The 12,697-nt window shown below is 39.7% G+C and carries 14 protein-coding genes; 7 read left to right on the top strand and 7 right to left on the bottom strand.

Annotated elements, in window-relative coordinates; translation table 11 throughout:
* Nucleotides 1-124: 124 nt before the first annotated feature.
* Nucleotides 125-865, bottom strand: a complete 741-nt coding sequence (locus CWC14_RS11525; RefSeq protein WP_008115452.1) for a glycosyltransferase family 2 protein — start codon at nt 863-865, stop codon at nt 125-127.
* A 210-nt stretch (nt 866-1,075) separates the two neighbouring features.
* Between CWC14_RS11525 and CWC14_RS11520 the strand changes: the two genes are divergently transcribed.
* Nucleotides 1,076-1,906, top strand: coding sequence for a sulfurtransferase (locus CWC14_RS11520; protein ID WP_008115454.1), 831 nt, complete (start codon nt 1,076-1,078; stop codon nt 1,904-1,906).
* Nucleotide 1,907: 1 nt separating this feature from the next.
* Here the strand turns inward: CWC14_RS11520 and CWC14_RS11515 are convergent, their stop codons facing one another.
* Entirely contained in the window at nt 1,908-2,258 is a 351-nt protein-coding gene (locus CWC14_RS11515; protein ID WP_035112598.1) for a DUF5522 domain-containing protein, read from the bottom strand.
* A gap of 43 nt (nt 2,259-2,301) precedes the next feature.
* On the opposite strand from CWC14_RS11515, the gene CWC14_RS11510 reads away from it, so the two are divergent.
* Nucleotides 2,302-2,628 (top strand): hypothetical protein, encoded by a 327-nt coding sequence (locus CWC14_RS11510; RefSeq protein WP_008115457.1) that lies wholly within the window; start codon nt 2,302-2,304, stop codon nt 2,626-2,628.
* A gap of 113 nt (nt 2,629-2,741) precedes the next feature.
* Here the strand turns inward: CWC14_RS11510 and CWC14_RS11505 are convergent, their stop codons facing one another.
* Entirely contained in the window at nt 2,742-3,710 is a 969-nt protein-coding gene (locus CWC14_RS11505) for a class 1 fructose-bisphosphatase (RefSeq protein ID WP_008115459.1), read from the bottom strand.
* Between the two features lie 154 nt (nt 3,711-3,864).
* Between CWC14_RS11505 and CWC14_RS11500 the strand changes: the two genes are divergently transcribed.
* Nucleotides 3,865-6,294, top strand: a complete 2,430-nt coding sequence (locus CWC14_RS11500; protein WP_008115460.1) for a zinc-dependent metalloprotease — start codon at nt 3,865-3,867, stop codon at nt 6,292-6,294.
* Nucleotides 6,295-6,433: 139 nt separating this feature from the next.
* Nucleotides 6,434-7,207 carry a YggN family protein gene (locus CWC14_RS11495; protein WP_008115461.1) on the top strand — a complete coding sequence of 258 codons (774 nt, stop codon included), beginning with the start codon at nt 6,434-6,436 and terminating at the stop codon, nt 7,205-7,207.
* Nucleotides 7,208-7,282: 75 nt separating this feature from the next.
* Here CWC14_RS11495 and rsuA read toward each other — a convergent pair whose 3' ends face one another.
* Complete coding sequence (rsuA, locus tag CWC14_RS11490; RefSeq protein WP_008115462.1) at nt 7,283-7,981, bottom strand: 16S rRNA pseudouridine(516) synthase RsuA; 699 nt, start codon at nt 7,979-7,981, stop codon at nt 7,283-7,285.
* A gap of 58 nt (nt 7,982-8,039) precedes the next feature.
* On the opposite strand from rsuA, the gene zapE reads away from it, so the two are divergent.
* Complete coding sequence (gene zapE / locus CWC14_RS11485) at nt 8,040-9,149, top strand: cell division protein ZapE (RefSeq protein WP_008115463.1); 1,110 nt, start codon at nt 8,040-8,042, stop codon at nt 9,147-9,149.
* Between the two features lie 83 nt (nt 9,150-9,232).
* Here the strand turns inward: zapE and galE are convergent, their stop codons facing one another.
* Nucleotides 9,233-10,249 (bottom strand): UDP-glucose 4-epimerase GalE, encoded by a 1,017-nt coding sequence (gene galE, locus CWC14_RS11480; RefSeq protein WP_008115464.1) that lies wholly within the window; start codon nt 10,247-10,249, stop codon nt 9,233-9,235.
* Nucleotides 10,250-10,500: 251 nt separating this feature from the next.
* On the opposite strand from galE, the gene CWC14_RS11475 reads away from it, so the two are divergent.
* Nucleotides 10,501-10,989 carry a DUF3016 domain-containing protein gene (locus tag CWC14_RS11475; RefSeq protein WP_008115465.1) on the top strand — a complete coding sequence of 163 codons (489 nt, stop codon included), beginning with the start codon at nt 10,501-10,503 and terminating at the stop codon, nt 10,987-10,989.
* 53 nt (nt 10,990-11,042) lie between these two features.
* Here the strand turns inward: CWC14_RS11475 and CWC14_RS11470 are convergent, their stop codons facing one another.
* A complete protein-coding gene (locus tag CWC14_RS11470) occupies nt 11,043-11,333 on the bottom strand; it encodes a hypothetical protein (protein ID WP_008115466.1) in 291 nt (96 codons plus the stop codon).
* 116 nt (nt 11,334-11,449) lie between these two features.
* Between CWC14_RS11470 and CWC14_RS11465 the strand changes: the two genes are divergently transcribed.
* Complete coding sequence (locus tag CWC14_RS11465; protein WP_008115467.1) at nt 11,450-11,659, top strand: hypothetical protein; 210 nt, start codon at nt 11,450-11,452, stop codon at nt 11,657-11,659.
* On the opposite strand, the gene epmB is transcribed toward CWC14_RS11465, so the two are convergent.
* Complete coding sequence (gene epmB, locus CWC14_RS11460) at nt 11,656-12,669, bottom strand: EF-P beta-lysylation protein EpmB (RefSeq protein WP_138563020.1); 1,014 nt, start codon at nt 12,667-12,669, stop codon at nt 11,656-11,658. The two genes, CWC14_RS11465 and epmB, sit on opposite strands and share 4 nt — an antisense overlap.
* Nucleotides 12,670-12,697 lie beyond the last annotated feature (28 nt).

The following is a 12,697-nucleotide window of genomic DNA, read 5'->3' as shown; positions in this document are numbered from 1 at the left end:
AACCAGATCTCAGGTTAATTATTTTATTGTTTGTAGCTTAATAGTCTTTAAGCGAAATAGATTCATTTAAAAAATCCAGTATATGTAATTAGACTCAATAGTATTATTCTATGAAAGCTATATATTATTTATAAGCTGAGAAAAGGTATTTGTTAAAACTGTATTGGCTTTGGATAACAGCTATAACGAAACCGGCTCTTCCATCTAAAAAACCTAGCCTTAAAAAATAATGTCGAATAAAAGCAAATATGGCAGAGCCAGTAGCTTTTGATAATGAGGCTTTTTTTCCTTTTTGAATTATTTGCTTTGCGCCTAAGTTAGCATAGTGGTTTCTTTTATTAAGATAGGTAAAAATATCTTGGTGCTGGAAGTGTAAAATGTTTTCTTTTAGTGTAATTAGCTCACAGTCTTTTGTTATAACAGATTCATGCACTAAGTTTCTGTTGTAACTTGTTTTTTTCTTGTTGTATATACGGGCAATATGATCAGGGTGCCAGCCACTGTGATAAATAAACTGGCCACAAAAATATGTTAGCCGATTTATTCTTAATACATTTTCTTCACTACACCTAGGCAAAGTATTAAGTATCTCATTTTTTAATGTTTCACTAACTTCTTCATCGCAGTCAATAGCAAAAATCCAGTCGTTACTAGCTAACTGTTCAGCTCTTCGACGTTGCTCGCCAAATCCTTGCCAATCCTCTCTAATGAATATCTTATCGGTGTATTTTTTTGCAATTTCGAGTGTATTATCTGTACTGCCTGAGTCAAGCAGAATAATCTCGTCAGCCCATTTAACTGATTCTAAACAGCGGGCAATTGTATTTTCCTCATTCTTACAAATAATACAAACAGATAGTTTCAAAATATTCTTCTCATAATTAAGTTACTGACGATAGATCCTAACATAAATCCATCTACAAATTAGTTACTATAGTATTCCAAAGTATTACTTCTATGACCATTTTTATAGCTATTTTTAAATAACCAATGCTAAAGTTGATATTACCTAATTACTTAGTATTGTTTAATCTAATAGTTTGATTATATGGTTCTTTACTCTAGGGGATTTTTTATGAAACATCTTGTTGATGCAAAGTGGCTTAACATGCGTTTAAAGCAAGCTAACCTGGTTATTTTTGATGCGGGTATGTTACGTCCCTCAGCTGCGGGGGAGTACTCACCCGTTGCCATGCTACCTAAAGCACAACGGTTTGATATCAAAAAAGAACTCGCAGATCCCTCAAACCCATTGCCTAATACCTTGTGTAGTGCAGAACAATTTACTCAAGTGATGCAAAAAGCGGGAGTGAATCACGATTCACTTGTGGTGATTTATGAAGATGCAGGGTTATTCAGTGCAGCTAGAGCTTGGTGGATGTTTAAAGCCATGGGGTTTGATAACGTAAAAGTCCTCAGTGGCGGTTTAGCCAAGTGGCTTGAACTTGGGCTTCCGGTTGAATCAAACTATACACAAGCATCATTAAAAGGCGATTTTATTGCTCAATACCGGCCTGATTACTTTATTGATAAAAAACAGGTGCTAAGTGCTACTGAGGATGCCAATACAGTTATTTTAGATGCACGCGCTTATGAGCGCTTTACCGGCAAAAGTAGTGAGCCAAGAGCCGGAATGCGCAGCGGCCATATTATTAATAGCTATTCGCTACCTTTAAATAGTCTATTAGAAAATGGCGAGGCAAAATCACTCGACTTTATAAAGGCAAAGTTTAATGAATTAGTTGGTAATGCAACCCACTTACAATTTAGCTGTGGCTCTGGCGTTACTGCCTGTGCGCTTGCGCTGTTCGCTGATGAATGCGGCTATAGTAATTTAAGTGTGTACGATGGCTCGTGGAGTGAATGGGGAGCCGACAGTTCACTGCCAATTGCAGCGGGAGAGTAGATTAATTGTAGGGACAATTTTTACACCCGTTTTTGCAGCAAGTACCCCGTTTTAAAAAATACCACTTACTAAACACCATGTAACTATTTTGCATGGTGTAATCTAACCCTTCAATTAAATTATCATTGCTTCTAAATTGTTTAGCAAAAGCGATTTGAGCTTTTATTGGTTGGGTGTATATAGTCTCTAAATAGCTATTTATTTTAGCAAGAGTACATGATCGGCATAAGCAGCTGGTTGCTGTATCATTGAGTGGTAAAATAGCGGGTAACTGATAACACCAACATGCGGTTATATCATTAACATTACAGTTAAGCGTTGTATTACATTGGCTGCAGTTTATCTGGGTCATTTTAGGTCTTATTAACAGTAGAGCAGCAAGAATAACAAACATTATGAATATACAAAAAGCATTGGCTGAATTTATTACATTTGGCGAGCAAAGAGATAGTGCCATTAGTGTGATTGTTTCAACCGCAGCAAGCAATAAAATCTACCTGTACACACTCACAAAGCCTGTACTAATTAATGTACTTACGCGTTGTTTCAATAAAGAAATTGATATTGACGATTTACAGCTGTGGGCAAATGTTATTGAGTCGCGAGATGACATAAATTGCGCTGAGCATGAAGGTGTTATTTACGCGCTAAGTAATAGCGAGCAAATGGGCGAGTTGACTCATCAAAAGCTCGCACAGTTGTTAAAGCTGTTACAACAGTAGCAGGTGGTTATCAGAAAGTATGAAAGGTTTTAAGCAACAGTTTTCAGATGTTAGTAACCACTACTGGGCTAATCTCTAGCTGACAACTGAAACCTAAAACCTGTTCTTAAAGTTTACTTATGATAGCTCAAGCAAGTTTCTACTTCGTCTTTAGAGCCTAAAATAACCGCAACACGCTGATGGATGGCATCAGGCTGAATATCCATAATACGCTCAGTGCCTGTTGAAGCAATACCACCTGCTTGCTCTACTAGCATTGCCATTGGGTTTGCTTCGTAAAGTAAACGCAGTTTGTTAGGCTTATTAGGATCTTTAGTATCAGTTGGGTAAGTAAATAAGCCACCACGACTAAGTACACGGTGTACATCGCCAACCATTGCAGCAATCCAACGCATATTGAAGTTTTGAGCACGAGGGCCTGTATCTCCGGCAAGTAAATCATTAATGTAGTTTTGCATCGCCGGTTCCCAGTGGCGCTGGTTTGAGGCATTAATTGCAAATTCATTGGTTTTAGCAGGAATAGCGGCAAAATCTTGGGTAAGTAAAAAGCTACCTTGGGTTTTATCTAAGGTAAACATGCGTGTACCTTTACCCGTTGTTAGCGCAAGCATGGTCGATGGCCCATACAGTACGTAACCTGCAGCTACTTGTTGATGCCCAGGTTGCATAAAAATCTTTTCATCAGCAGCATCAGAGCCCACAGGTGCTTTCATAATCGAAAAAATAGTGCCTACTAGCGAGTTAATATCGGTATTTGACGAACCATCAAGTGGGTCAAATGCAACAATGTACTCAGCATCTGGATTACCGGCAACGGTATAATCTTCTTCTTCAGAGGCAATCGCTTTAACTGTGCCTGACTCCAGCAATATATCTTTTAATAACTGATTAGACAGTACATCGAGTTTCTTTTGTGTTTCGCCTTGAATGTTTTCATCGAGGGTTGAGCCTAATACGCCCGATAATTCACCTTGACCGACGCGAAATGAAATTTCTTTACATGCCGCTAAAATAGTACGAATTAACGACAAAAGTTCTCTTGAACAGCCATCTTCTAGTAATACTGGTGGGAGTCTACGCATTCTTTTTTCCTGATAACGTGTTAAAACTAATCATAATGTGAGAGAAATTAGTTTAGAGCGCTGAAATTCGTCTTAAATAACTGTATTGTATAAATAACCCCCTATAATGGGGTAGCTACATCGCATTTAAAACGCTAATAACAAAGATAAGATTATGCAAAAAATATCACGATTAAGTTACATACTCTTTACTGTGCTGCTCTGTATGATAACCCAAGCGCACGCAGCAATTAAGTCTATTGACGAATTTACTGAAAAAATGAACCATTTCCCGGGTTATTTTTCTTTCTTTTACGATACGCAAAACGGCAATGTGTATTTAAAGGTCGATAAACTTGAACAACAATTTTTATTACAACACAGCTTACCTTATGGCGTTGGTTCTAACGACATAGGTTTAGATAGAGGCCAATTAGGCGGTACTTATTTGGTACAGTTTGAGCGCTTCGGCAATAAGGTTATGTTGCGCGCTGTAAATACTTACTACCGTGCTAACACAAGTAATCTAGCAGAGCAGCAAAGCGTTAAAGAAGCGTTTGCATCCAGTATTTTGGCGGGTTTTAAAGTTGTCGCGCAAGATGACAATGCTGCATTAATTGATTACACCCCCTATTTACTAAGCGATGTACATGGCGTAAGCCGTACTTTAGCTGCGCGCAAGCAAGGGCAGTTTAGCCTTGATGAGTCACGCAGTGCGGTATTTATGAATCGCTCAAAAGCATTTGTAAAAAATACTGAACTTGAAGCCATTCTCACCTTTAAAGGGTCTAAACCAGGTGAATATGTGCGCCAAGTGAGTGCTGATCCATACGCGCTAACCGTGCATATGCACCATTCATTAATCAAATTGCCTGATGACAATTACACGCCACGTAAATTCAGCCCGCAATCGGGTTATTGGAGTGTGGAGCATAAAAATTATGCAGCAGGGCTCGATGAGTCTATGTATGTGCGTCACATTCCACGCCATCGGTTAATAAAAAAAGATCCGAGTCTGGCTGTAAGTGAACCGGTCGAACCCATTGTGTATTACTTAGACCCTGGCGTACCTGAACCAGTAAAAACGGCTTTATTAGAAGGCGGGCAATGGTGGAATGACGCCTTTAATGCAGCAGGATATAAAAATGCATTTGAAGTTAAAGTGCTACCAGATAATGCTGATCCTATGGATGTGCGCTACAACGTTATTCAATGGGTGCATCGCGCAACTCGTGGTTGGTCTTATGGCAGTTCAATTATAGACCCACGTACAGGCGAAATTATTAAAGGCCATGTCACACTAGGATCGCTACGAGTACGCCAAGATATTTTAATTGCTGAATCACTGGCAGCGCCTTATTTAAAAGGCAATGAAGTAGCAAGTACCTTACAGGCAATGGCACTTGATCGTATTCGTCAACTCAGTGCTCACGAAATTGGTCATACACTGGGTATTGCGCACAACTTTGCTGCGTCAGTAAATAATCGTGCTTCGGTGATGGATTATCCACATCCGTTATTGAGCTTTGCAGATAATGGTCAGTTAGATGTATCTCAAGGTTATGCTAAAGGCATGGGGGCATGGGATACCCAAGTGATCAAATATGGCTACAGTGATTTTACCGGCCAAGATGAAAGCGCAGCACTCGCTGCTATTTTACAGCAAAATAAAGCGCAAGGTTTGGCGTTTATTTCTGACAGTGATGCCCGTGCAAAAGGTGGGGCGCACCCTACAGCGCATCTTTGGGATAATGGCAGTAATCCAAGTGAAGAATTACTTAGAGTGCTTGATGTGCGAAAGCAGGCGCTTGGGCAGTTTGGTATTAATAATATAAAAACTGGGGTTGCGCTATCGCAATTGGAAGAAAAGCTAGTACCGCTTTATTTGTTCCACCGTTATCAAGTTGAAGCGGTTGCTAAGCTTATCGCGGGCGTTGATTATGACTATGAGATACGCAGTGATGCACCCGTTAAAGGCGCTCAAGTTGTAACTAAAGATGCTCAACAACAAGCGGTTAATGCCATTTTAGCGACCCTAAAAGCAAGCAACTTAACGATTCCAGAGTCGATACTTTCCTTAATCGTACCTAAAGCGTATGGCGAGTCTAAATCACGAGAAAGTATAGTGGGTCGTACCGGCTTAACTATGGATGCACTTGCATTACCTGAAGTCGCCGCGCAGCATAGCTTATCGCTATTACTTAATGCTCAACGATTAAATCGTTTAGCACAGCAACAAGCACGTGATAACCGCTTTTATGGCTTAGATGAGCTGCTTAAACAATTAAATAAGCAGGTGTTTAATGTATCAGCGCCTGCCACCATGACAGGAAAAGTAACGCAACGAGTACAGTACTTAACGGCAAAAACTATGGCTGATCTTGTCGCTAGCCAAACACTAAGTCCAGAGGTGCAAGCGCAACTGCATTTTTACTTAAATAAACTAGCGGATGAGTTTAATCAACACTCTTTACTGAGCCATCCTGAAGTAGGTGACAGCGCATTTAAAGACTATTTAGCGGCGCAAATTAATCAGTTTTTAACAACAGGCCAGTGGCCTGATAACTTTAAAGCGTTACCCATACCACCAGGCTCACCTATTTAATAGTACAAGCCAGAGGATAAAGGTGCTGTATAAACGTTACGTTTCATGGTGCCTTGTTTTTAGGGTGTTACTTTTGCTTGCATAAAGTTGGTTTTTTGTTAATCTAGCCACCCCCTATTTTAGTCTTTTTGAGGTGTTTATGGCGTTTTTATCTCGTTCGATATTGGCGTTATCAATGGCACTTTTAAGCTGCAATGCAATCGCACAAAAGCAATGTGATGTTGAACTTCGTCATGGTTTAATTATTACCGATGATGTGATCCGTATTGTTGATAAAGGCCAAACTAGGGTGCAAATTAACAATAATAATCAACTGTTTATTCGAGGCTACTGGGTCGATTTAAGTACCGACGAAAGTAAAGTGCTAGAACAATTTAGCAATGGTATTCGTCAAACGGTTCCAGAGCTGGTCGATTTAGCGACTGATGGCGTAAACCTTGGGCTTAGTGCTATTGAGCATGTTGTTGAGGGCATGTCAGATAAAGAACCCGAAGTGCTAAAAACGCAATTACAATATGTAGAGCGTGCACTTATGGATAAGTTTAAGCGTGGCGACGACTTCTTTTTTATAGCCCCTCAATCGCTTTCCCAAATTGATGATTTTTTTACTAAAGAAATTAGCCAAAAAATACACTCTGCAGTACATGGCTCTTTGGGGGCTATTTTAATGTCGCTCGGGGATGCGTTTAAATCTCGAGAAGGCAATATAGAAGACCGCATGAACGACATGGGGCAACGCATGGATATCATCACCAAAGAAATCGATAAGTCGTTGCAAAAAAAAGCCCACCAATTAGAACTTAAAGCCTCTGAATATTGTGAATGCTTAAATTCTCTTGATATTACAGAGTCTCGCCTACAAGCCATTGTACCCGGGATGACAGACTTTGATTTAGTGCAGATTAAATCATAAGAGCAGGTTTTAGGCGTCAGGTTTCAGAAAGGGCTGCGGTCAGTTTGAAGCTGTTTTCCTAATACCTAAACAGCCTTACAGTTTTATCTCTGCGGCGGTTAGTGGGCGGTATTCACCTGCAGCCAGATCTTCACCTAACTTTATACCCGCAATTTGTTCACGATGTAATTCAACTACTTTGTTATCTACCGCTGCTAGCATACGTTTTACTTGGTGATACTTACCCTCAGAAATAGACAAGCGTAAACCATAATTCCCCAAGCGCTCAGCAATAGCAGGGCGAGTTAAATCTTTTTCATTGTGAAGCTGTACACCGTCGCGTAATTGCTGCAGTGCATCATCGGTAATCGGCTCTTGGGTTTCAACCAAATAGGTTTTAAATTTATTCTTTTTCGGCGAGGTAATTTTGTGTGACCAGTCGCCATCGTTAGTAATAAGCACTAGGCCAGTGGTGTCTATGTCTAAACGCCCAGCAATGTGAAAATCGGCCATGTTTGGCTCATCAAGCAAATCAAATACGGTTTTGTGTAACTCATCTGAATTAGCGCATACATAACCTACCGGCTTATTGAGCATAAAGTAGCGTTTACCTAAAAAAACTAATGGCTCGTCATAAAACAGCACGTCATCTTGTTGAGTAACTTGAAAGTCGAATGCCGTGATCACCTCGCCATTAACGCTAGCCGCTTGGCTTTTTATTGCCGCACGGGCTTTTGAGCGTGGTAACTCTGCTAAATGGCTAATAAATTTATCTAAACGGCAAGGAAATTTCATGTTGTTCACATTTTTAGTCGGCTACAATGACCGCGAGTATAGCGGATAGTGAAATACCATGACAGAGCCCAGCACAGAAATTTTAAGCCTGTACCACCGCAAAGTTTCATCAGGAGAGCTTGTTTTTGATGCGGCGCAGCACCAAGCCGTGAGTGCGTTACAGTCTTTGAGTGAGCAATTAAATCAGCCAACAAGCTGGTGGCAAAAAGCACGGTTAATCAAAGGGGTATATTTATACGGTCCTGTTGGCCGAGGTAAATCTATGCTGATGGATTTATTTTATAAAAACTTACCCACAGAAAAAAAGCAGCGCCTGCATTTTCATCACTTTATTGAAAAAATTCATGCTCAATTGGCCAAGTTACAAGGGGATAAAAATCCGCTACAAATAATAGCTAAACAGTGGGCCAAAGAGATAAAGGTACTGTGCTTTGATGAGTTTTTTGTTAGTGATATTGGTGATGCCATGATCATGGCTCGGTTATTTAACGCTTTGTTTGAACAAGGCGTGGTACTAGTCGCAACCTCTAACGCAAAACCCGAGCAACTTTATTACAACGGTTTGCAACGCGCGCGATTTTTACCAACTATCGATTTAATAAATGCGCATTGTCATGTAATTAACGTAGCGGGGGAGGAAGACCACCGCTTCAGGTACGGTAGAAGCAGTCGTCATTATTTTATTAACTTGCCCGATGCTGAATTTGAGGCTGGGTTTTTATCCGCACATTCTCATGCAATGCGTAATAATACAATAACTGTGCATGGCCGAGTGCTTCCTTATTTATTAAAAACTGACGATGCTTTACTAATTGATTTTATGGCATTGTGCTCAGGCCCTCGTAGCGCCAATGACTATATGTTTTTAGCAGAACAGTTTTCGGTAGTATACATCGCGAATGTGCCAATAATGGGAAAAGAGGCAACTGGTAAAGTTATTGTGCATGGTATAGAAGACAGCTATCAGCGCGAAAAGCAGCAGTTAGATGAACATACTCTTGATGATGAAGCTAGGCGTTTTATTGCCTTAGTCGATGAGTTTTATGATTGCCATAAATTACTGGTTATTAATGCCCAGGCTGACATTAACGAGTTGTATCAAGGTAAAAAATTAAGTTTTGAATATGCGCGAACCCAGTCTCGCATTGTTGAAATGCAAAACTGGTAGAGGTAAAAAATAGGTGCTAGGAATAAGGTTTTAGGCTCATATCAAACTAAAACCTAAAACCTAAAACCTAAAACCTAAAACCTCTATTTTCTGTATCCATTTGGATTATTTGATTGCCAGCGCCAAGTATCTTGCATCATCACATCAATACCACGCTCAGCTTGCCAACCTAGTTCACTAAGGGCTTTTTCTGGCGCAGCATAACAGGCTGCAATATCACCAGGGCGACGAGGCGACACCGCATAAGGGATAGCTTGGTCGCTAGCCTTAATAAACGCATTGACCATTTGTAATACTGAATAGCCGTTACCGGTACCAAGGTTATAAACAAGTGCGCCGGTTTCTGCGGCTATTTTATCAAGTGCTTTTAAATGCCCTAAGGCTAAATCCACAACATGAATGTAATCGCGCACACCAGTACCATCTACCGTGTCGTAATCATCGCCAAATATAGCGAGCTGCTTTAATTTACCAACCGCAACTTGTGAAATGAAAGGCAGTAAATTATTAGGAATGCCATTAGGATCTTCACCAATTAAACCTGACTCATGTGCACCAACAGGATTAAAGTAGCGCAAAATAGCAAACGCAAAGCGCTCATCTGATTTAGCGATATCTTGCAGCATCATTTCAACCATTAGTTTAGACGTACCATATGGGTTGGTTGTACCGCCAACGGGGAAGTCTTCGCGTATTGGTAAGCTTGCAGGGTCACCATAAACTGTTGCAGATGAGCTAAATACCAGTTTAAACACACCCGCGTCACGCATAGCATCAACTAGTGTTAATGTTCCTTGTACGTTATTTTGATAATACGCGATTGGTTTGGCTACCGACTCACCAACCGCTTTTAAACCTGCAAAATGAATTACACTATCAATGTTATGTTTTGCAAATACTGAGTCTAAAAAGGATTTATCTAAAATATCACCTTGATAAAAAGTAATTGCTTTACCGGTTATTTTTTTCACTCTCTCAAGTGACTCTTCAGAGGAGTTACTTAAGTTATCGATAACGATAACGTCGCTGCCTTGCTGTAAAAGTTCTAAAACGGTGTGTGAGCCAATATAGCCTGCGCCACCGGTTACTAAAATTGCCATGAATGCTCCTTGGAAACCTCTGTTCAATTACCCTAATTTCACCATAAATAATGAGTTTTTACATGTATTATTTTATTTGCTTTGTAATAGTATGATCGTAAACCGTACTTTCGATTACATTTTGTGCAATTTTAATAACACCTCAGCGTAAAGATTAAGTTATAGTTCATATGTAATTGCTAAAGTGATGTATAGCGATTTGTAAAATATTCAATTGATCACAATGATCAAAATACTCGTTGGAGAAACGTATGAACTTAGTTAAAAAAATAGCAATGTTGATGTGTATTGCACTACCGAGTGTTGTTTGCGCGGGTGAGGCTCAAGTGAAATGGCATGACTTTAATGATTATCGCGATGTACGCCCATCAAACCAAACTAAAGGCTCATACCATAAGCAAATAGCCAAAAGTATTGATGAACACTTTGCAAAGCTCAGCGAGCAACTTCCTAAAAACTACAGTTTAAAAATTGAAGTCACCGATTTAGATTTAGCCGGAGACGTACGCTATGGCGGTGTTAACGAAATTCGGGTGGTTAAACCCATTCACTTTCCACGCATTGAATTTAACTATGTGCTTAGTGATGAAAGTGGCGTTGTCGCACAAGAAGATAACGTAAGTCTAAAAGATATGGGTTTTATGGATAAAATTAAAATGGGTCGAGATGAAGCGTTTTACTACGAAAAACGCTTATTAACAGAGTGGTTTGGTGAGCAAGTTTTACCGCGAATTAAGTAACATAGCGCAAAACATCTGTTCAACAGGTGTTTTGCGCAGTAAGCCCAGAGTGCTTACTTAAAGGTGGCCAACAAGGTTAGTAAGTTTTGTAGTTTAATAACTGCTTGTTTTAGCTTTTCTTCATCAAAACCGTCGCTCGATAAGCTTTCTACATCAGCGGCAACGTCTAAAACGTACGGCTTAAAGCGTTTAGCTTCAAAGCTAAATCCAGCGTCCTCGGCAAATAAGGCTTTAAATTTTCCGTGGCCTTGCTGTTGTAACTCATCGAGTTTTTTATCAGCATCAAGCGCCTGACGGTAAACAATTTTTAAGTTGGCGTTGAGTTGTTCAATTATAGAATCCATGGTTTTCCTAAAGCTTAGTGCAATGTTGCCGATAAATACTTAAGTGGGTTGGTAAAGTAATTTACCAATTCAACGACTATAATACGTGTATTACATTTAAATGTCAGGTGTGAGTTATGAATATATCAGGTGGAAATCTACCTACAATCCCTGGTGCAGGCCAAGGCGCAGAGGTTTTAACTGCTGCTTTATCTAAAAAGCAACAGCAAGCTGATGGCGCCGCTGCACTTGCGCTTATTGAAGGTGCTACACAATCCTCAAGTGCGCAAACACCGGCTAAGTCGGTTACTGCAACACTTGGAAATAATGTAAACGTTTATGTTTAAACCAATTTGAGGTCAATAGGGGTTTTACTTTTTTGGCCCCCTATTTCTCTTACCAGTTTAGGCACTAAAAATCCTGGCAGGGCTTCTAAAAGCTCTGCCATTATTTTTATGGCCTGCGCCTCATCTATATCAAAATGACTTGCGCCTTCTACCTTATCCAGTAAGTGTAAATAATAAGGCAGTACATCCGCATCAAATAACGCTTCACTTAAGTTTATTTGCGCATCAACTGTATCGTTCACATCTTTTAAAATAACCGCCTGGTTTAACAGTAGCACATCTGCTTTTTTGAGCATGTTCATGGCGTTTTTAAAGTCATTATCTATTTCGTTTGCATGGTTAATATGATTAACGAATATAATTTTTAATGGTGACTTTGCTAATCTTTCACATAATTGTTCAGTAATACGTGCAGGAATAACCACAGGCAAGCGGCTGTGTATGCGCATGCGTTTAATTTGTGGTATTTGCTCAAGCTCATCTAAAAACCAGCTAATAGCATCGTCTTTGGCCATTAGTGGATCACCACCACTTAAAATCACTTCGTTAATATTTTTATCCGATTTTATATAGCTCAATGCATCAATAAGACTACGTTTATTCAGTTGGTTTTCTTGATAAGGAAAATGGCGTCTAAAGCAGTAGCGGCAATTTACAGCACAACCGGTTTTAAACATGACTAAAACACGCGATTTATATTTATGTAACAGACCCGGTTGATTGTTATCTTGCTCTAGTAACGGGTCTTTATTAAACCCCGATTTAGTTAAAAACTCTTGATGGCGGGGCATAACTTGCAGCAATAAAGGGTCATTTGCATCGCCGTGACGAATTTTTTTTATAAAAGGCAATGGCACACGAACAGGGAACAAGCTACGAGCTTTTATGTCGTTTTCATGGACTTGGCTCGATAAACCAACCATTTCTAGCAACACTTTTGGGCAGGTAACTACATTTGCTAATTCTTTTTGCCAGTTTTTATGCAAATTTGCTTCATTTCTTTGTATCATTGGCACGTAGATTACTCGAAAAATATAA

The sequence above is a fragment of the Pseudoalteromonas sp. S3260 genome (assembly GCF_005886925.1).
Taxonomy (GTDB): Bacteria; Pseudomonadota; Gammaproteobacteria; order Enterobacterales; family Alteromonadaceae; genus Pseudoalteromonas; species Pseudoalteromonas tetraodonis.
The sequence above is the reverse complement of the archived record's forward strand: the minus strand, read 5'-3'. Positions and strand labels throughout refer to the sequence as shown.